At 55.3% G+C, this 19,526-nt stretch carries 15 protein-coding genes; 6 read left to right on the forward strand and 9 right to left on the reverse strand.

Annotated elements, in window-relative coordinates; all coding sequences use genetic code 11:
• Positions 1-24 precede the first annotated feature (24 nt).
• The 3 genes from rpoB (at position 25) to DD586_RS01125 (ending at position 9,883) form a co-directional block, all read left to right on the forward strand.
• Positions 25-4,053: a DNA-directed RNA polymerase subunit beta gene (gene rpoB / locus DD586_RS01115; protein ID WP_012882964.1), complete on the forward strand. Its 4,029-nt coding sequence runs from the start codon at positions 25-27 to the stop codon at positions 4,051-4,053.
• A 107-nt stretch (positions 4,054-4,160) separates the two neighbouring features.
• Entirely contained in the window at positions 4,161-8,384 is a 4,224-nt protein-coding gene (gene rpoC / locus DD586_RS01120) for a DNA-directed RNA polymerase subunit beta' (RefSeq protein ID WP_012882965.1), read from the forward strand.
• A 401-nt stretch (positions 8,385-8,785) separates the two neighbouring features.
• Positions 8,786-9,883 (forward strand): DUF1176 domain-containing protein, encoded by a 1,098-nt coding sequence (locus DD586_RS01125; RefSeq protein ID WP_012882966.1) that lies wholly within the window; start codon positions 8,786-8,788, stop codon positions 9,881-9,883.
• Between the two features lie 266 nt (positions 9,884-10,149).
• Here DD586_RS01125 and DD586_RS21125 read toward each other — a convergent pair whose 3' ends face one another.
• Positions 10,150-10,332 carry a DUF1127 domain-containing protein gene (locus DD586_RS21125; RefSeq protein WP_041164230.1) on the reverse strand — a complete coding sequence of 61 codons (183 nt, stop codon included), beginning with the start codon at positions 10,330-10,332 and terminating at the stop codon, positions 10,150-10,152.
• 236 nt (positions 10,333-10,568) lie between these two features.
• Positions 10,569-10,727 carry a DUF1127 domain-containing protein gene (locus DD586_RS21130; RefSeq protein ID WP_012882968.1) on the reverse strand — a complete coding sequence of 53 codons (159 nt, stop codon included), beginning with the start codon at positions 10,725-10,727 and terminating at the stop codon, positions 10,569-10,571.
• Positions 10,728-10,902: 175 nt separating this feature from the next.
• On the opposite strand from DD586_RS21130, the gene DD586_RS01135 reads away from it, so the two are divergent.
• Complete coding sequence (locus tag DD586_RS01135; RefSeq protein ID WP_012882969.1) at positions 10,903-12,339, forward strand: aminotransferase-like domain-containing protein; 1,437 nt, start codon at positions 10,903-10,905, stop codon at positions 12,337-12,339.
• An 11-nt stretch (positions 12,340-12,350) separates the two neighbouring features.
• Here the strand turns inward: DD586_RS01135 and DD586_RS01140 are convergent, their stop codons facing one another.
• Genes DD586_RS01140 through DD586_RS01150 form a run of 3 tightly spaced genes read right to left on the reverse strand, consistent with a single transcriptional unit; the run spans position 12,351 to position 14,349 of the window.
• Positions 12,351-13,118 (reverse strand): molybdopterin-dependent oxidoreductase, encoded by a 768-nt coding sequence (locus tag DD586_RS01140; RefSeq protein WP_012882970.1) that lies wholly within the window; start codon positions 13,116-13,118, stop codon positions 12,351-12,353.
• Entirely contained in the window at positions 13,111-13,713 is a 603-nt protein-coding gene (locus DD586_RS01145) for a cytochrome b/b6 domain-containing protein (RefSeq protein WP_012882971.1), read from the reverse strand. The genes DD586_RS01140 and DD586_RS01145 overlap by 8 nt, the downstream gene beginning before the upstream one ends.
• Positions 13,714-13,725: 12 nt before the next feature.
• Entirely contained in the window at positions 13,726-14,349 is a 624-nt protein-coding gene (locus tag DD586_RS01150) for a hypothetical protein (protein ID WP_012882972.1), read from the reverse strand.
• A 156-nt stretch (positions 14,350-14,505) separates the two neighbouring features.
• Between DD586_RS01150 and DD586_RS01155 the strand changes: the two genes are divergently transcribed.
• A complete protein-coding gene (locus tag DD586_RS01155) occupies positions 14,506-15,177 on the forward strand; it encodes a heavy metal response regulator transcription factor (RefSeq protein ID WP_012882973.1) in 672 nt (223 codons plus the stop codon).
• Entirely contained in the window at positions 15,174-16,607 is a 1,434-nt protein-coding gene (locus tag DD586_RS01160) for a heavy metal sensor histidine kinase (RefSeq protein ID WP_012882974.1), read from the forward strand. Before DD586_RS01155 ends, DD586_RS01160 begins: the two co-directional genes overlap by 4 nt.
• A 46-nt stretch (positions 16,608-16,653) precedes the next feature.
• Here DD586_RS01160 and thiH read toward each other — a convergent pair whose 3' ends face one another.
• The 4 genes from thiH to DD586_RS01180 are packed head-to-tail and all read right to left on the reverse strand — an operon-like array spanning position 16,654 to position 19,526.
• On the reverse strand, positions 16,654-17,799 hold the full coding sequence (thiH, locus tag DD586_RS01165; RefSeq protein ID WP_012882975.1) for a 2-iminoacetate synthase ThiH: 1,146 nt from the start codon (positions 17,797-17,799) through the stop codon (positions 16,654-16,656).
• Complete coding sequence (thiG, locus tag DD586_RS01170; protein ID WP_012882976.1) at positions 17,799-18,578, reverse strand: thiazole synthase; 780 nt, start codon at positions 18,576-18,578, stop codon at positions 17,799-17,801. Before thiG ends, thiH begins: the two co-directional genes overlap by 1 nt.
• Before the next feature lies 1 nt (position 18,579).
• Positions 18,580-18,780 (reverse strand): sulfur carrier protein ThiS, encoded by a 201-nt coding sequence (gene thiS, locus DD586_RS01175; protein WP_012882977.1) that lies wholly within the window; start codon positions 18,778-18,780, stop codon positions 18,580-18,582.
• Positions 18,777-19,526: a HesA/MoeB/ThiF family protein gene (locus DD586_RS01180; protein ID WP_012882978.1), complete on the reverse strand. Its 750-nt coding sequence runs from the start codon at positions 19,524-19,526 to the stop codon at positions 18,777-18,779. The genes thiS and DD586_RS01180 overlap by 4 nt, the downstream gene beginning before the upstream one ends.

The raw sequence follows: 19,526 nt of genomic DNA on the forward strand, positions 1-19,526 counted from the left end.
CTTGTCAGCGAGCTGAGGAACCCTATGGTTTACTCCTATACCGAGAAAAAACGTATTCGTAAGGATTTTGGGAAACGTCCACAAGTTTTGGATATCCCATATCTCCTTTCTATCCAGCTTGACTCGTTCCAGAAGTTCATCGAGCAAGATCCGGAAGGTCAGTATGGTCTGGAAGCTGCATTCCGTTCCGTATTCCCTATCTCAAGTTACAGCGGCAGCTCTGAACTGCAATATGTCAGCTACCGTCTGGGTGAGCCGGTATTTGACGTACAAGAGTGTCAAATCCGTGGCGTTACCTACTCCGCGCCGCTACGCGTAAAACTGCGTCTGGTGATCTACGAGCGCGAAGCGCCGGAAGGCACCGTTAAAGACATCAAAGAACAAGAAGTGTACATGGGCGAAATCCCGCTCATGACCGACAACGGTACCTTTGTTATCAATGGTACTGAGCGTGTTATCGTTTCTCAGTTACATCGTAGTCCTGGCGTCTTCTTTGACAGCGATAAGGGTAAAACCCACTCTTCCGGTAAGGTGCTGTATAACGCACGTATTATTCCTTACCGTGGTTCCTGGCTGGACTTTGAATTCGACCCGAAAGACAACCTGTTTGTCCGTATCGACCGTCGCCGTAAACTGCCGGCTACCATCATTCTGCGCGCATTGAATTACTCCACCGAAGAAATTCTGGACCTGTTCTTCGATAAAGTGGTGTATGAAATCCACAACAACAAGTTGCAGATGGAACTGGTGCCGGAGCGTCTGCGTGGCGAAACCGCCTCGTTCGACATCGAAGCCGACGGTAAAGTCTACGTTGAAAAAGGCCGCCGTATCACTGCGCGCCATATCCGTCAGTTGGAAAAAGACGGTATCGAACGTATCGAAGTACCGGTTGAATACATCGCAGGCAAAGTGCTGGCGAAAGACTATGTGGATGAAAGCACCGGTGAAGTGATCGCTATGGCGAACATGGAGCTGTCGCTGGATCTGCTGGCTAAACTGAGTCAGTCTGGCCACAAGCGTATTGATACGCTGTTCACCAACGATCTGGACCACGGCCCGTACATGTCCGAGACCCTGCGTGTTGACCCAACCAACGATCGCCTAAGTGCGCTGGTTGAGATCTACCGCATGATGCGTCCTGGCGAGCCGCCGACACGCGAAGCTGCTGAAACCCTGTTCGAAAATCTATTCTTCTCTGAAGATCGTTACGATTTGTCTGCGGTTGGCCGTATGAAGTTCAACCGTTCCCTGCTGCGCGAAGAGATTGAAGGCTCCGGCATTCTGAGCAAGGCAGACATTATCGATGTGATGAAAAAACTCATCGATATTCGTAACGGTAAGGGTGAAGTCGACGATATCGACCATCTGGGTAACCGTCGTATCCGTTCTGTCGGTGAAATGGCGGAAAACCAATTCCGCGTTGGTCTGGTGCGTGTTGAGCGTGCGGTGAAAGAGCGTCTGTCTTTGGGCGATCTGGATACGCTGATGCCGCAGGACATGATCAATGCCAAGCCGATTTCTGCGGCGGTGAAAGAGTTCTTCGGTTCCAGCCAGCTGTCTCAGTTTATGGACCAGAACAACCCGCTGTCTGAGATTACGCATAAACGCCGTATCTCCGCTCTCGGCCCTGGCGGTCTGACCCGTGAACGTGCTGGCTTTGAAGTACGTGACGTACACCCGACTCACTACGGTCGCGTATGTCCTATCGAAACGCCGGAAGGTCCGAACATCGGTCTTATCAACTCGCTGTCCGTGTATGCACAGACTAACGAGTATGGTTTCCTGGAAACCCCGTACCGCCGTGTACGCGATGGCGTGGTCACTGACGAAATTCATTACCTGTCGGCTATCGAAGAAGGCAACTACGTTATTGCTCAGGCGAACACCAACCTGGATGACGAAGGCCACTTCATCGATGAACTGGTTACTTGCCGTAGCAAGGGCGAATCCAGCTTGTTCAGCCGCGATCAGGTTGACTACATGGACGTATCCACCCAACAGGTGGTCTCCGTCGGTGCTTCACTGATCCCGTTCCTGGAACACGATGACGCCAACCGCGCCTTGATGGGTGCGAACATGCAACGTCAGGCGGTTCCGACCCTGCGTGCTGATAAGCCGCTGGTTGGTACCGGTATGGAACGCGCTGTTGCCGTTGACTCCGGTGTAACTGCGGTTGCTAAACGCGGTGGTACCGTGCAGTACGTCGATGCCTCTCGTATCGTTATCAAAGTTAACGAAGAAGAGATGTATCCGGGCGAAGCAGGTATCGATATCTACAACCTGACCAAATACACCCGTTCTAACCAGAACACCTGTATCAACCAGATGCCATGTGTGTCACTGGGTGAGCCGGTTGAGCGCGGCGATGTGTTGGCTGACGGTCCGTCTACCGACCTCGGTGAACTGGCGCTCGGTCAGAACATGCGCGTAGCGTTCATGCCGTGGAACGGTTACAACTTCGAAGACTCCATCCTCGTTTCCGAGCGTGTAGTACAGGAAGACCGTTTTACCACTATCCACATTCAGGAACTGGCGTGTGTGTCCCGTGACACCAAGCTGGGGCCAGAAGAGATCACCGCTGACATCCCGAACGTGGGTGAAGCGGCGCTCTCCAAGCTGGATGAATCCGGTATCGTTTACATCGGTGCGGAAGTCACCGGCGGCGATATCCTGGTCGGTAAAGTGACGCCGAAAGGCGAAACTCAGCTGACGCCGGAAGAGAAACTGTTGCGTGCGATCTTCGGTGAGAAGGCGTCTGACGTAAAAGACTCTTCTCTGCGTGTGCCGAACGGCGTTTCCGGTACGGTTATCGACGTACAAGTCTTTACCCGCGATGGCGTGGAAAAAGACAAACGTGCGCTGGAAATCGAAGAAATGCAGCTCAAGCAGGCCAAGAAAGACCTGACTGAAGAACTGCAGATTCTGGAAGCCGGTCTGTTTGCCCGTATCCATGATGTGCTGGTTGCCGGTGGCGTTGAAGCCGACAAACTGGACAAGCTGCCGCGCGAGCGTTGGCTGGAACTGGGTCTGACCGACGAAGAGAAGCAGAATCAGCTGGAGCAGTTGGCTGAGCAGTACGACGAGCTGAAACACGAATTCGAGAAGAAACTCGAAGCCAAACGTCGCAAAATCACCCAGGGTGATGATCTGGCACCGGGCGTGCTGAAGATCGTTAAGGTGTATCTGGCAGTTAAACGTCAGATCCAGCCGGGTGACAAGATGGCAGGTCGTCACGGTAACAAGGGTGTTATCTCCAAGATCAACCCGATCGAAGATATGCCTTACGACGAGAACGGCACGCCGGTCGACATCGTACTGAACCCGCTGGGCGTACCATCACGTATGAACATCGGTCAGATTCTGGAAACCCACCTGGGTATGGCAGCGAAAGGCATCGGTGACAAGATCAACGCCATGCTGAAACAGCAGCAGGAAGTGGCCAAACTGCGTGAGTTCATCCAGCGCGCTTATGACCTGGGCAACGATGTACGCCAGAAAGTTGACCTGAACACCTTCAGCGATGAAGAAGTTCTGCGTCTGGCAGAGAATCTGAAGAAAGGTATGCCGATCGCCACGCCGGTGTTCGACGGTGCCAAGGAAAACGAGATCAAAGAGTTGCTGAAACTCGGCGATCTGCCGACTTCCGGTCAGATTACGCTGTTCGACGGCCGTACCGGTGAGCAATTCGAGCGTTCGGTTACCGTGGGCTACATGTACATGCTGAAACTGAACCACTTGGTTGATGACAAGATGCATGCCCGTTCAACCGGCTCTTATAGCCTGGTTACCCAGCAGCCGTTGGGTGGTAAGGCGCAGTTCGGTGGTCAGCGCTTCGGTGAGATGGAAGTGTGGGCGCTGGAAGCTTACGGCGCAGCCTATACCCTGCAGGAAATGCTGACGGTGAAATCCGATGACGTGAACGGCCGTACCAAGATGTACAAAAACATCGTGGATGGCGATCACCGGATGGAACCGGGTATGCCGGAATCCTTCAACGTATTGTTGAAAGAAATCCGCTCCCTGGGTATCAACATCGAGCTGGAAGAAGAGTAATCCCAGCCCGATAGCGCTGCGAGCATTCGTTACAGGGGCACCTGAACCATGTTGTTAACGGCAAGGTTTAGGTGCCTGACAGGTCTAACTCCGACAGGAGCCAATCCGTGAAAGACTTATTAAAGTTTCTGAAAGCGCAAACTAAAACCGAAGAGTTTGATGCGATCAAAATTGCTCTGGCCTCGCCAGACATGATCCGTTCCTGGTCTTTTGGTGAAGTAAAAAAGCCAGAAACCATTAACTACCGTACGTTCAAACCAGAACGTGACGGTCTGTTCTGCGCCCGTATCTTTGGGCCGGTAAAAGACTATGAGTGCCTGTGCGGTAAGTACAAGCGCCTGAAACACCGTGGCGTGATTTGTGAGAAGTGCGGCGTTGAAGTGACCCAGACTAAAGTGCGTCGTGAGCGCATGGGCCACATCGAGCTGGCGTCTCCGACCGCTCACATCTGGTTTTTGAAATCGCTGCCGTCCCGTATCGGTCTGCTGCTGGATATGCCGCTGCGTGATATCGAGCGTGTACTGTACTTCGAATCTTACGTTGTGATCGAAGGCGGGATGACCAATCTGGAACGCCGTCAGATCCTGACCGAAGAGCAGTATCTGGATGCGCTGGAAGAGTTTGGTGACGAATTCGACGCCAAGATGGGTGCCGAGGCTATCCAGGCTCTGCTGAAAAACATGGATCTGGAGCAGGAATGCGAACAGCTGCGTGAAGAGCTGAACGAAACCAACTCCGAGACCAAACGTAAGAAACTGACCAAACGCATCAAGCTGCTGGAAGCGTTCGTACAGTCTGGCAACAAGCCGGAGTGGATGATCCTGACCGTGCTGCCGGTGCTGCCGCCGGATCTGCGTCCGCTGGTACCGCTGGATGGCGGTCGTTTCGCGACTTCCGATCTGAACGATCTGTATCGCCGCGTGATCAACCGTAACAACCGTTTGAAACGTCTGCTGGATCTGGCTGCGCCCGATATCATCGTACGTAACGAAAAACGTATGTTGCAGGAAGCGGTGGATGCGCTGCTGGATAACGGCCGTCGCGGTCGTGCCATCACCGGTTCTAACAAGCGTCCGCTGAAATCTTTGGCCGATATGATCAAAGGTAAACAGGGTCGTTTCCGTCAGAACCTGCTCGGTAAGCGTGTGGACTACTCCGGTCGTTCCGTTATCACCGTAGGCCCGTACCTGCGTCTGCATCAGTGCGGTCTGCCGAAGAAAATGGCGCTGGAACTGTTCAAACCGTTCATCTACGGCAAGCTGGAACTGCGTGGTCTTGCTACCACCATCAAAGCTGCCAAGAAGATGGTAGAGCGCGAAGAAGCAGTAGTATGGGATATCCTGGATGAAGTTATCCGCGAACACCCGGTACTGCTGAACCGTGCGCCGACGCTGCACCGTTTGGGTATTCAGGCGTTCGAACCGGTTCTGATCGAAGGTAAAGCGATTCAGTTGCACCCGTTGGTGTGTGCGGCATATAACGCCGACTTCGACGGTGACCAGATGGCTGTTCACGTACCGTTGACGCTGGAAGCCCAGCTCGAAGCGCGTGCGCTGATGATGTCCACCAACAACATCCTGTCGCCAGCGAACGGTGAGCCGATTATCGTTCCGTCTCAGGACGTGGTGTTGGGTCTGTATTACATGACCCGTGACTGTGTTAACGCCAAAGGCGAAGGCATGGTGCTGACTGGTCCGAAAGAAGCAGAACGTATTTATCGTGCGGGCCTGGCTTCGCTGCATGCGCGTGTAAAAGTGCGTATTACTGAGCATCAGAAGAATGCACAGGGCGAGTGGACGCAGAAAACCAGCCTGATCGACACTACCGTAGGTCGTGCGATTCTGTGGATGATCGTGCCGAAAGGTCTGCCTTATTCCATCGTCAACCAGGCGTTGGGTAAGAAAGCAATCTCCAAGATGCTGAACACCTGCTACCGCGTGTTGGGTCTGAAGCCGACGGTTATTTTCGCCGACCAGATCATGTACACCGGTTTTGCTTACGCGGCGCGTTCCGGTTCTTCCGTTGGTATCGACGATATGGTGATCCCGGCGAAGAAAGTGGAAATCATCAGCGAAGCGGAAGCCGAAGTTGCTGAGATCCAGGAGCAGTTCCAGTCTGGTCTGGTTACCGCGGGCGAACGCTACAACAAAGTTATCGACATTTGGGCTGCGGCGAATGAGCGCGTGGCCAAAGCGATGATGGAAAACCTCTCTACCGAAACCGTTATCAACCGTAACGGCGAAGAAGAGAAACAGGTGTCTTTCAACAGCATCTTTATGATGGCCGACTCCGGTGCGCGTGGTTCTGCGGCACAGATTCGTCAGCTGGCGGGGATGCGTGGTCTGATGGCGAAGCCAGACGGCTCCATCATCGAAACGCCGATCACCGCGAACTTCCGTGAAGGTCTGAACGTACTCCAGTACTTCATCTCCACGCACGGTGCGCGTAAAGGTCTGGCGGATACCGCACTGAAAACGGCGAACTCCGGTTACCTGACCCGTCGTCTGGTTGACGTAGCACAGGACCTGGTGGTGACCGAGGATGATTGCGGTACCCACGAAGGCATCATGATGACGCCGGTTATCGAAGGCGGCGACGTGAAAGAGCCGCTGCGTGAGCGCGTACTGGGCCGTGTGACGGCAGAAGACGTGCTGAAACCGGGTACGGCAGACATTCTGGTTCCGCGCAATACGCTGCTGAACGAGAAATGGTGTGACCTGCTGGAAGAAAACTCAGTTGATGCGTTGAAAGTACGCTCTGTTGTAGGTTGTGAAACCGACTTCGGTGTGTGTGCTAAGTGCTACGGTCGCGACCTGGCACGTGGTCATATCATCAACAAGGGTGAGGCTATCGGGGTTATCGCGGCACAGTCCATCGGTGAGCCGGGTACTCAGCTGACGATGCGTACCTTCCACATCGGTGGTGCGGCATCGCGTGCGGCAGCAGAATCCAGCATTCAGGTGAAAAACAAGGGTACGTTGCGACTGAGCAATGCCAAGTTCGTTATGAACAACGCCGGTAAGCTGGTCATCACCTCGCGTAACACCGAGCTGAAACTGATCGACGAATTCGGCCGTACCAAAGAAAGCTATAAAGTGCCTTACGGTGCGGTCATGGCGAAAGGTAACGGTGACGATGTCGCAGGCGGTGAAACTGTCGCGAACTGGGATCCGCACACCATGCCGGTTATCACCGAAGTGGGTGGTAGCATTCGCTTTACCGACATGATCGACGGCCAGACGATTACTCGTCAGACCGACGAACTGACCGGTCTGTCTTCTATCGTGGTTCTGGACAGTGCAGAACGTACCGGTGGTGGTAAAGACCTGCGTCCGGCACTGAGAATCGTTGACGCTAACGGTAATGACGTACTGATTCCGGGCACCGATATGCCGGCACAGTACTTCCTGCCGGGTAAAGCGATTGTCCAGTTGGAAGACGGTACACAGATCGGCGCAGGTGATACCCTGGCGCGTATTCCGCAGGAATCCGGCGGTACCAAGGATATTACCGGTGGTCTGCCGCGCGTTGCTGACTTGTTTGAAGCACGTCGTCCGAAAGAACCGGCAATCCTGGCGGAAGTCAGCGGTGTGGTATCCTTCGGTAAAGAAACCAAAGGCAAACGTCGTCTGGTGATTACGCCGGTTGATGGCAGCGAACCGTACGAAGAGATGATTCCGAAGTGGCGTCAACTCAACGTGTTCGAAGGTGAACGTGTGGAACGTGGTGACGTGATCTCCGACGGGCCGGAATCTCCGCACGATATCCTGCGCTTGCGTGGTGTACATGCGGTAACCCGTTACATCACCAACGAAGTGCAGGAAGTTTACCGCTTGCAGGGCGTTAAGATTAACGATAAACACATTGAAGTTATCGTTCGTCAGATGCTGCGTAAAGGTACCATCGTCAATCCGGGTAGCTCTGAGTTCCTGGAAGGCGAGCAGGTGGAAATGTCGCGCATCAAGATCGCCAATCGTCAGTTGGAAGCGAACGGCAAGATTGCGGCAACGTATAGCCGTGACCTGCTGGGTATCACCAAGGCGTCTCTGGCTACCGAATCCTTCATCTCCGCGGCATCGTTCCAGGAAACGACTCGCGTACTGACGGAAGCGGCGGTTGCGGGTAAACGTGATGAGCTGCGTGGCCTGAAAGAAAACGTCATCGTGGGTCGACTGATCCCGGCCGGTACCGGTTATGCATACCATCAGGATCGTATGCGTCGCCGTCAGGCAGGTGAACAGCCGGTGACACCGCAGGTGAGTGCTGAAGAAGCTTCTGCCAACCTGGCTGAGTTGCTGAACGCGGGTCTGGGTGGTAGCGACGACGAATAATCGTCACTTCCTCCGATAATAAAAAACCGTACCTTAGCGATAAGGTGCGGTTTTTTTTATATTCTTATTTCACACCGGAAGCTTTTATTCGTGCCCGTGATTGTTTAACAATAGCTCGATGTGACATTCAGTCGACCGGGGCCGTCACAGGTGACGTTAAAAAACGCTTTCAGCGTTTTATGATTCGTTCCCCCTGATGGTGGAACTCACCCTACGGGCTGTCGCAGGCGACGTTAAAAAACGCTTTCAGCGTTTTGTGATTCGTTCCCCCCGATGGGTGGAACTCACCCTACGGGCCGTCACAGGTGACGTTAAAAAACGCTTTCAGCGTTTTTTTGGATGCGGGGAAAAGACATAATTGCGTTATAACATCAGCATGGCAGTTTCATAAGGAATGTCCGATGCGATTTAACTCAGCGCTTTCAGGCATCATTCTGGTTTTGTTGTCCGGCAGTGCATTTAGCGCTGGCGAGATGCCTTCCGGTTATCCGACTCCGGTGCAGAAGGTATTCCGGCACTGGCAGATAACGTGCAACAACCTGAATGATTGCGATATCAGGAATAATGACCCGTATCTGCGTGTAACGCTAAAGCGTGAAGCTGGCGCTCAGGGCAAAATCTCATTGGACTTCGATCTGGCTGATAAACGTCAGGCGCTGTATCTGGATGGCGCCCGTTTCCCGTTGACGCAGCCTGCCTGGCAGACTGATGAGGAAGAGGGCGCGTACTATGTTCATACCGATCAACTGGATGTGGTTCAGCAGTTCATACTGGCAGCTAAAAACGCTAAACGGTTGTCATTGTCTGAACGTGGCGGCAGTCAGAGTAATAATCAGGAAGAGTCTATCTCGCTTAACGGCCTGAATGCGGCGTTACTACTGGCTGATGAGCGGCAGGGGCGATTGAATAATCGCAGTGCGTTATTACAGGTTGGCACTGGTGATGTGTCGCTGGTTCCCCCGATACCCGTGGGGCAGGAAATTAGCCCCGCCTATACCCAACCACCACCACTGGCTAATGCCAAGGTGTTGATAAATGGTGTCATTAACGCCAAAAAGACGCTACTGGAAGAGGAAGACTGTGGGCTCAGTAAAGAGGCCCGCCAGCTCAGCGAGGCGGAACCGCTGACCAACGAACTGGCGCTGGTGATGCTCAATTGTGGTATGGGGGCCTATCAATCCTCCAGCATGCTGTTTGTTACACCGCGCAATAACCCGCAGGCGGCGCAGTTGCTGGAATTGCCCCGGCCTATTCGCACGGTAGAAAGCCGAGAAGAAAAAATCCGCTGGTTTACTGAAGTGGATTATGACCCAGAAAGCGGTATGTTGTACCACTCCGCGAAAGGGCGTGGTATCGCCGATTGCGGTGAAAGCGCGCAGTGGGTGTTTGACGGTAAAACTTTCCAGCTTGTGGCTTACAACTATCAGCCTGAATGTAACGGTGGGCAGCCAGGAGACTGGCCGTCCGTGTGGGCGATGCCGGGCTACCCAACCGAGTAGCCCGACACGATGTTGACAGCCAGCGTGGTTTTCTCTCCTTCACGCTGGCCCGGAGGCGGCGGAACCGATGGTTGACTCCGGTTCCGGCTGTATCAGCCCGTGCACTGTAGCAACCGTCGCCAGCCTTGGCGACGAGCTGTCTGGTGATGTGCGTGGTGGTACGCAGGCTATCGTTCTCTCTTTGTATCTATTACCTTTTTCTGCGCGTTGTCTCGCATTGTCTGCCTTATTACTGCGTTGCTCCATTCGCTATCGTTTATTGATGGCTACCAAAAATTGTCTACATCCCGGCGAGTTAGCCCGATGTCTTCCAGTTGATTGTTATCTAACCGGCGCAGTGCTTTTCTTGCTCGTCGCCGCTGCCGCCAGGCGCGCCAGTGCTGGCGGGTATGGTGAAGAAGAACATGCAGGCTGAGACGGGTATGTGGACGGCGTGGTGGCTGTGCCATAGATCAATCTCCGATGAGCTGTGTCGGAAATCAGTGTGCCGCCGGAGAGTATTAGGATACAGATGCAGTAAATGACTATTCTGAAGATACAGAAGCGTGATTGTGTGATCTGAATGACCTTTTTTATGGCGATCTGTACCTGTTCCTCTTTTCCACTTCGTGGTTTAAAGAAGACAGATACAGATAGTGTATTTGTTGAAGAGGCGTATTGGCGTTTGACTCGCAGACTACTGGCGCTAGAGATGGCGAATATCTTGTCGTGTCAGGCCGATATCCCGCAGGCGACGATCATCCAGCGCATTGAGTATCTTGCGGGTTTGGTGTCGCTGGTACTGGCTTTGTACCAGGCGATACAGGCGCTGCAATAGAGAGCGAGGCGTCGGATGCTGTGTCATGGTTGTTCTCCGTAAGCGATGGGAACATCATTATGGCAAGTGCATCTGTATGGTTTTATAGACAGAGCTCGGGTTTGTTTTTAATACAGATGGCGTCAAAGACGATCTGAATGGTGGTTTTGATGATTGTCTGTATGGTGATGGCGGGTACGGATGTGAAGAGGGGGAACGGGGTATGACGCGATATCAACTGTTGGCGACGTTACTGACACAGCGCATTGAACAAGGGCTGTATCAGAGCGGCGAGCGCTTGCCATCCGTTCGGGCGCTAAGTCAGGAGCATGGCGTCAGCATCAGTACCGTACAGCAGGCTTATTATCTGCTGGAGCAGCAGCAGTTAATTGTGCCGTTGCCCCGCTCGGGTTATTTCGTTCGCTCTGGTAAAACCCAGCCGCCGATACCGGCGATGAGTAAACCGGTGCAGCGCCCGGTTGAGGTAAAAAAATGGGGTGCGGTACTGGAACTGGTTAATGCCAGACTGGACCCGGAGACGATCTCTTTAGGCAGTAGCGTACCCGATCTTACCCAGAGCACGCTTAAACCGTTGTGGAAGCAGTTGCAACGTATCGGTCAGAAACAGCTGGTCTCCGCCTTTACCTACGACAATCTGGCCGGGGTACCGGTGTTGCGGGAACAAATCGCCCGACTCATGGTTGATAGTGGTTGTCAGCTATCGGCTGACGAAATTGTGGTGACCACAGGATGTACTGAGGCGCTGGCAGTAGCGGTGAGGGCATTGGCGCATCCGGGCGATATCATCGCTGTGGAATCACCGGTGTTTCACGGTATTTTGCAGATCTTGTGCGGGTTGGATATCAAGGTGATAGAGATCCCAACCGATTTCACGTCTGGTATCAATCTGGAAGCGCTGGAGCTGGCGTTGGACCAGTGGCCCATCAAGGCGGTGATCACGGTACCGCATTGCAATAATCCGCTTGGATTCATCATGCCGTTACAACGCAAACGCGCGTTGCTGACGCTGGCGCAGCGCTACGATATTGCCATTATCGAGGATGATGTGTATGGCGAGTTGGCTTACGAATACCCGCGTCCGGCGACGCTGAAGTCGATGGATACTGAGGGTCGGGTATTGCTGTGCAGCTCGTTCTCCAAGACGCTGGCTCCGGGTTTGCGTGTGGGTTGGCTGGCACCGGGGCGCTACCTTGACCGGGCTTTGCATATGAAATATACCAGCACCGGTTCTTCTGCGGTTTGTACACAACTGGCGGTAGCGGAGTTTATCCGGCAGGGGCATTATCAGCCGCATATAAGGCGTATGCGCGGTATTTACCAGCGTAATCTGGAGCGGTTTACCTGCTGGGTGCGTCGCTATTTCCCCGATACCATTTGTGTCAGTCGGCCACAGGGCGGCTTCGTTTTATGGGTGGAAATGCCCGAGTCCTTTGATGGCGTACAGCTTAGTCAGACACTGCGCAAAGATAAGATCCATGTTGCTGGTGGTGCGTTGTTTTCCGCATCCGGCAAATACCGCCATGGTTTACGCTTGAGCTTCGCGATGCCGATGACGCCCCACATAGAGCAGACGATAGCGACGATCGGGGCCGCGGTCGAACAGACGCTGGTCAAGAGGGAAGGCGAGGCGGCGGTCTAGCGGGCTGTGATTCAAATGCCGCTAAACCAGTTATACCCCTGATCTTCCCAGTAGCCGCCGGGGTTGGTATCGCTGACAAACAGTGCGGCGATGTGTTTAGCGTTTTTGAAGCCAAGTTTGGTGGGAACGCGTAAACGTAGTGGGTAGCCGTAATCTGGCGGTAGTGTCTGATCGCCGAATTCCAGTGCCAGAATGGTTTGCGGATGCAGGGCTGTGGCCATATCGATGCTGGAATAGTAGCGGTCAGCGCATTTAAAGCCGACGTAACGGGCGTTCAGGTCAGCCCCGATATGTTGCAGAAACAGACGTAGCGGGATGCCACGCCACTGGCCGATGGCGCTCCAGCCTTCAATACAGATAAGCCGCGTAATCTGCGTTTCCTGCGGTAGCTGGCGCAATTGTTCCAGCGTCCAGACACCTTTTTTTTCGACCTTACCGCTGACCTCAAGGCGATAGCTGTCCAGATCGATATCCGGCACGTTGTATTCCGGGTAGAACGCGTTGAAGGGAAACGGCTGAGTGACCTGATCGGGTCGATAACTGGGAGCCAGACGCTGCCCGCTGAATAACCAGGCTTGTACCCGATCGTTCCAGCGCGACATCGCCCACAGGACTTTATCGATGTTGTCGCCATCTTGCATATTACAGCCAGTCAGCATCGCGACTGCGCCGAGCGTCAGCCCGGAGCGCAGCATCAGGCGGCGTTCGAGATTCACCAACTGCTTTTTCTGGCTCGGCTCCAGCATCAGCGTAGCGCGGCGCTGTGGTTTGTCACTCATGTTTGCCTCCGGTCAGCATTGCCCACAGGGTTCGCGGTACGATAAGTACCATCAGGACGTGGATGACCACGAACAGCGCGATGCCACTCATCGCCAGAAAGTGGACATAACGGGCGATGGCGAAACCGCCTAACAGGTTAGTGAGCCAGGACAACTGAACCGGCTTCCAGATTGCCAGCCCGGACAGCACCAGCAGTACGCCGAGCGCGATGACGCCGAAATACATGAGTTTCTGGATGGCGTTGTATTGATGGGACGTATGACGTAAACGTAGGGTCAGCGTCTGATGAATGTCATGCCAGAGCGATTTGCGACTGAGCGGCAGCCAGCGCTGCCGCCAGTGGCCACTGGCAAGACTCCACATCACATACAGTAAGCCATTACCCGCCCACAGCCACATAACCGCCAGATGCCAGCCAATCGCGCCGCCGAGCCAGCCACCCAATGTCATGGTGGCTGGGAAATGAAAGTTGAATAACGGCGAGGCGTTATAAATTTCCCAGCCGCTCATGAACATGCCTGTCATAGCCAGCAGATTGATCCAGTGGGCAAGCCTGACGGGCCAGGCGTGTATCGGGCGGCGGGATGGCGACATGGCTGACTCCGGTTACATTGGGGGAACGGTGCCGTCTTTACCGGCGGAAACCGCTACGGCAATGCGCTTGCCCTGATCGTCGAGCCGTGAGAACAGCACGATATGGGCGCCAGGTTTCAGCAGACTGCGATCACCGGGCGCGATACTGACGATAGGTACGTCATCCGGTACCACCACGGTTTTCTGCCCGCCGTTATAGGTCACGGTCAGTGTGCGGCCGTTGCTGTTAACCAGCTTGCCGACGGTGCCGTTGGTCATGGTGCCGCTTTTCCCGTCGGCAGATTCCCACGGGCGGAAACCTTCGCCGGTACCACGCAGGCTGGCATCGAAGACATGCACTTCCAGTGCTTTGAGCATGCCATCTGGCTGAGGGATGGCCGCAGTGCCGATAAAACTATCGGGTTTGATATCACCCGGCTCGGCTTTGGTGATGCTCATCACGCGGGTGTCAGCGGTTAGCGAGGCATCAATTTTCTGCCCTTTGCGGTCAGTCAGTTGCAACTGCGTGTCCGATACTGCCGTAATGGTGCCGCGGATCGGTGATTGTGGTTTGGCTGGCGCGTCGGCGGCGTTGACCACGTGGCTACACAGCAGCAAAGAAGAAAGCAGCAGCCCGGCAAAACGAAGTGTTGTCATGATGGATTTCCCCTGAATTGGCGAGTGTCCATCATGGTGAGGATTCCGGGTCGTCAGGATGACGGTTTGATGACATTAATGTCATCAAGTCAGGGGGCTGGAGTTGCTATGATAACGCCGAGGCAGCGGTTCCATCCGAAGGCGGGAGTAGAGGCAATGCGTATTCTGGTGGTTGAAGACGATGGCAGTACCGGCGATTACCTGAAAAAAGGACTCACCGAAGCCGGTTATGCCGTTGATCTGGCACGTAACGGTACCGACGGGTTATTTAATGCGCTTGAGCACAGTTACGACGCCATCATTCTGGATGTGATGTTGCCGGGGCTTAACGGTTGGCAAATTATTGAGATGCTGCGTAAAAAAAGCGATGTACCGGTGCTGTTTCTGACGGCGCGCGACCAGTTACACGACCGTATTCACGGGTTGGAATTGGGGGCCGACGACTACCTGATTAAACCGTTTTCGTTTACCGAGCTGGTGTTGCGTATTCGCACGTTGCTGCGCCGGGGTGTGGTCCGTGAAGCCGATCACTACGCCGTGGCGGACTTACGCCTCGACGTATTGCGGCGTAAGGCTACCCGGCAAGAGGTGGTGATCCCGCTCACCAATAAAGAGTTTATGTTGCTGCATCTGCTGGTGCGGCGCGAAGGTGAGGTGCTCTCGCGCACGTTGATTGCTTCGCAGGTATGGGACATGAATTTTGATAGTGATACCAACGTGGTGGATGTGGCAGTGAAACGCTTACGCGCCAAGATAGACAAACCATTCGATATCAAGCTCATCCACACGGTGCGCGGTATTGGCTATGTGTGCGAGCCGCGTTCATGAACCTCTGGCTTCAGCGCTGGCGCGCTATCTCCCTGAAGACCCGTTGCAGCTTGCTGTTTGCGTTGGTTGCCGCGCTGGTGGTCAGTCTGGCGGGCAGTTACCTGTATAGCGCGCTGTGGCAGGAAATGTACCGACGTAGTGATTTGCAGGTAACCGGGCGCGTTGACTATTACCGCCACCTGTTGGGGAAGAATTTTACGCTGCCGGTGTTGACCAGTAATACCGGCCTGTTTGAGAACATGCTGGGTAGTGAGCAGGATGTATTGCTGTTTTCACTACCGGGGCAAAAGCCGCTTATCAGCGTTAATCCGGCGCATATTTCACTGCCGCCATTAACGCCGGTGGCGGAGAACTCACCGTTGCGGGTTTCCAGCGTGCAAGGGGGCGTTACCGATGATGGTGTGCCGATGCGTGCGATAGCCGCTCAGGTTCGGCTCAATGACGGGCAATTGCTGCAGATTGCCGCCGCTCATGTGATGCTCAATGAGCAACGAATGCTGGAACATTACCTCTGGCGGGTAGTGGGAGCGGTGATAGCCGCGTTCATATTGATAGCCGCGTTGGGGTATCTGGTTTTGCGCCGTGGTCTCTCGCCGTTATGGCGTATGGCGGCGCAGGCGTCGGCGATTGCGCCGAACACCTTATCCACCCGTGTCAGCGATGCCGATGCCCCGCAGGAAGTGCGGCAATTGATTCGTGCTTTTAACGCCATGTTGGATCGTCTCAACGAGGGTTATCAGCGATTAACCCAGTTTTCTGCCGACCTGGCGCATGAGATTCGTACGCCGATCGGTGCGCTGATGGGGCATTGTCAGGTCGCGCTGTATCAGCCACGCAGTGTGGAAGAGTATGAAACGCTACTGTCGGACAATATTGCCGAACTGGAGCGCCTGTCGCGGATGGTAGAAAACATCCTGTTTCTGGCCCGCGCCAGCCATGAACAACCGGTCCTTAACCGGGTGCCGGTTGACGTGGAGGCCGAGCTGCGCCGGGTAGCGGATTACTTTGATATGCTGGCGGATGAGCGTGGTATCGAACTGCGCTATGAAGGTCAGGCGACACTGTCGGTGGATGCGTTATTGTTCCAGCGTGCGCTGAGTAATCTGGTTGCCAACGCGGTACGGTATGCGCATGCAGACAGCCCGATAACGTTGAGTGCGAGCACATCGCCTGAAGGGATTGTGATAGCGGTGACCAACCTCGGCCCTTTATTGCCGCCGGAGCAGTTGGAGCGGCTGTTTGACCGATTTTACCGCGTGGATGCGACCCGCAGCGCGAGTAGTGACTCCAGTGGTTTGGGGCTGTCTATCGTTCGGGCCATCATGACCTTGCATGGCGGCGAGGTGATCGCCCGATGCGATCCTGTTAATCCAACCACCGGGCGGATCTGTTTTAGCCTGATCTTCCCGGCGGTTGATCGCATCGCCTAGATCGCCTGGAAAGGATCGCCGATGTCGCGGCGATCCTGGTGCTACGTCAGTCCATCACCGCTCTTCCCAGATAACCATCCCAGTCTTTCCATACCGGCTGCAACCCAGCCTGCGCCAGCGCATCCGCCACGTCTTGCGGGCGGCGATTGTCGTGCGGGGTGAATTGCTCCAGCTCCGGGTGATCGTCGGCGTAGCCGCCCGGTTGGGTTTTGGAAAACGCGCTGACGTTGTTGATGGCAATCGGGATCATATGGTCGCGGAAGAACGGTGACTCGCGGGTAGAGAGCGACAGTTCCACATCGGGTGCCAGCAGTCGGAAGGCACAGATAACCTGCATCAGTTGCGCCTCATCCATCAACGAGGCGGGTTCAATGCCGCCCGCGCAAGGGCGCAGGCGTGGGAATGACACCGAGTAACGGCTTTGCCAGTAAGTTTGCTGTAAATACAGCAGGTGCTCGGCCACCATATAGCAGTCGGTGCGCCAGCTGTCCGATAACCCAATGAGCGCCCCCAGCCCGATCTTGTCGATACCGGCGCGCCCCAGCCTGTCTGGCGTTGCCAGCCGCCAGGCGAAGTCTTGTTTGTGGCCGCGCAGGTGGTGGTGGGCATAGGTTCTGGCGTGATAGGTTTCCTGATACACCATCACCCCATCCAACCCGAGGGTTTTCAGCTCGGCGTAATCTTCCTGCGATAGCGGCTGTACTTCCATCATCAGTGAACTGAATTGCGGGCGAATTAACGGCAACATCTGGCGAAAATAATCCATCCCCACTTTGCGCTGGTGTTCACCGGTCACCAGCAGCAGGTGGTCGAACCCCAGCGCCTTGATGGCCTCGCACTCACGCTGGATTTCCTGCTCATTGAGTGTCTTGCGTTTGAGGTGGTTACTCATGGAGAAACCACAATAGGTGCAGTCGTTGGCGCACAGGTTGGAAAGGTACAGCGGCACATAGAAACCGACGGTGTTGCCAAAACGCTGGCGCGTCAGTTGTTGCGCCCGCTGGGCCAGCGGTTCCAGCCAGCGACTGGCAGCAGGCGACAGCAACGCCATCATATCGTCGCGCGTGAGCCGATCAGCACACAGCGCCCGCTCTACGTCAGCGTCGGTTTTGCTGTTGATGCGCAGGGTCAGGTCATGCCATTCCAGCTGTTGCCAGCGGTGTTCAAACGACGGTTGAGCGTGAGTGTCCATTACTCGGTGGCCTCCGTCTGGCGCAGAAAACCGGTCAGCGGGCTGGTGGCGCTGGCGAGGTGCTGACGGCTGCCCAGACCGGCCTGACGGGCGAGCGCCCCGGCGTCCACCGCCAGTCGGAAAGCGTGCGCCATCTGCACCGGGTCACGTGCCACGGCGATAGCGGTATTAACCAGTACCGCATCGGCACCGAGTTCGATGGCTTCTGCCGCATGGCTGGGCGCGCCAATGCCAGCATCCACAACCACCGGTACCCGCGCCTGTTCGATGATAATGCGCAGAAAGTCGCGTGTTTGCAGCCCTTGATTGGAGCCGATGGGGGCGCCGAGCGGCATCACCGCGGCACAACCAATGTCTTCCAGACGCTTGCACAGTACCGGGTCGGCACCGCAGTAGGGCAGTACCACAAAGCCGTCTTTCACCAGTTGTTCCGCGGCCTTCAGCGTTTCCACCGGGTCCGGCAGCAGGTATTTCATGTCCGGGTGGATTTCCAGCTTCACCCAGTGCGTTCCCAGCGCTTCACGCGCCAGTCGGGCGGCGAATACCGCTTCTTCAGCGGTTTTGGCTCCTGAGGTATTGGGCAGCAGGTGCACGCCCAGTTCACGTAGCGGGGCCAGAATGGCATCGCTGCCGCCTCTTAAATCCACCCGTTTCATTGCCAGAGTAACCAGCTGTGAGCCGCTGGCGCGCAGCGCATCCTGCATCAGTTGTGCACCGGCAAACTTTCCGGTGCCGGTTAATAACCGGGAAGTAAACGTTGTATCTGCAATCTTCAGCATCTCAACCTCCTGCGATTGCCTGAAACAATAAAATGTCATCACCATCCCGTACGGCAGAATGTGCCCAGGCATCACGCGGGATGATGGTGTGATTGATGGCCAGCGCCGTACCGGGTTGTAGCCGGTTCAACTGCTCAAGCAGTTGCGCGACGGTCAACTCGCTGTGCAGTTCGATAACCTCATCGTTGAGCCGGATCTTCATGCCCGCTCTCCACATACCCGACAGGTCGCTGATCGCGCCAGTTGCAGCGTGGTCCATTGCTGCTGGCGCGCATCGAACAGCCGTAACTTGCCGTCCAGTGGTGAGGGTAATCCGCATAGCAGTTTGAGCGCTTCCAGTGCCTGCAAGGTGCCCATTACGCCGACCACCGGGCCAAGGACACCGGCGGTGCGGCAGTTGCGTTGGGGTTCCGTCGCATCCGGGTAGAGACAGGCGTAGCAGCCGTGTGGGTAAGGGGGTGTCAGTACCAGCAACTGGCCGCTGAACCCTACCGCACTGGCGCTAATCAGCGGTTTTTGCGCCGCGACGCAGGCCGCGTTGACCGCGTGACGGGTGGTCATGTTGTCGCAGCAGTCGAGTACCAGATCGGCTTGCGCCACTGCGGTTGCCAGCGACTCTCCTTCAAGCCGGGTGGTCAGCGCGACGGTTTTCACCAGTGGATTAATCGCTTCCAGCGCGTGGCGGGCCAGCACGGCTTTGGGATGTGACAGGTCTGCATGGCGGTAAAGAATCTGCCGTTGCAGATTAGAGATGTGCAGGGTGTCGTGGTCTGCCAGCAGCAGAGTGCCAACCCCCGCTGCTGCCAGATAGAGTGCTGCCGGTGAGCCCAGCCCACCCAGCCCGACCAGCAACACGCGGGAGGCCGCCAGTTTCTGTTGCCCTTCCTGGCCGATATCCTCCAGCAACAGCTGGCGGCTGTAGCGCATAAATGCCTGATCATCGAGCAT

The organism is Dickeya parazeae Ech586 (assembly GCF_000025065.1).
Lineage (GTDB): Bacteria > Pseudomonadota > Gammaproteobacteria > Enterobacterales > Enterobacteriaceae > Dickeya > Dickeya zeae.

Excerpts from the sequence above, each read along its gene's own strand:
- thiS (WP_012882977.1), bottom strand. The coding sequence starts at position 18,780 with ATGAAGATCCGGCTCAACGATGAGGTTATCGAACTGCACAGCGAGTTG.
- DD586_RS01150 (WP_012882972.1), bottom strand. The coding sequence starts at position 14,349 with ATGACAACACTTCGTTTTGCCGGGCTGCTGCTTTCTTCTTTGCTGCTG.
- thiH (WP_012882975.1), bottom strand. The coding sequence starts at position 17,799 with ATGGACACTCACGCTCAACCGTCGTTTGAACACCGCTGGCAACAGCTG.
- rpoB (WP_012882964.1), top strand. The coding sequence starts at position 25 with ATGGTTTACTCCTATACCGAGAAAAAACGTATTCGTAAGGATTTTGGG.
- DD586_RS01180 (WP_012882978.1), bottom strand. The coding sequence starts at position 19,526 with ATGCTCGATGATCAGGCATTTATGCGCTACAGCCGCCAGCTGTTGCTG.
- DD586_RS21130 (WP_012882968.1), bottom strand. The coding sequence starts at position 10,727 with ATGACACAGCATCCGACGCCTCGCTCTCTATTGCAGCGCCTGTATCGC.
- thiG (WP_012882976.1), bottom strand. The coding sequence starts at position 18,578 with ATGCTGAAGATTGCAGATACAACGTTTACTTCCCGGTTATTAACCGGC.
- DD586_RS01160 (WP_012882974.1), top strand. The coding sequence starts at position 15,174 with ATGAACCTCTGGCTTCAGCGCTGGCGCGCTATCTCCCTGAAGACCCGT.
- DD586_RS01155 (WP_012882973.1), top strand. The coding sequence starts at position 14,506 with ATGCGTATTCTGGTGGTTGAAGACGATGGCAGTACCGGCGATTACCTG.
- DD586_RS01135 (WP_012882969.1), top strand. The coding sequence starts at position 10,903 with ATGACGCGATATCAACTGTTGGCGACGTTACTGACACAGCGCATTGAA.
- DD586_RS01125 (WP_012882966.1), top strand. The coding sequence starts at position 8,786 with ATGCGATTTAACTCAGCGCTTTCAGGCATCATTCTGGTTTTGTTGTCC.
- DD586_RS01145 (WP_012882971.1), bottom strand. The coding sequence starts at position 13,713 with ATGTCGCCATCCCGCCGCCCGATACACGCCTGGCCCGTCAGGCTTGCC.
- DD586_RS01140 (WP_012882970.1), bottom strand. The coding sequence starts at position 13,118 with ATGAGTGACAAACCACAGCGCCGCGCTACGCTGATGCTGGAGCCGAGC.
- DD586_RS21125 (WP_041164230.1), bottom strand. The coding sequence starts at position 10,332 with ATGGCACAGCCACCACGCCGTCCACATACCCGTCTCAGCCTGCATGTT.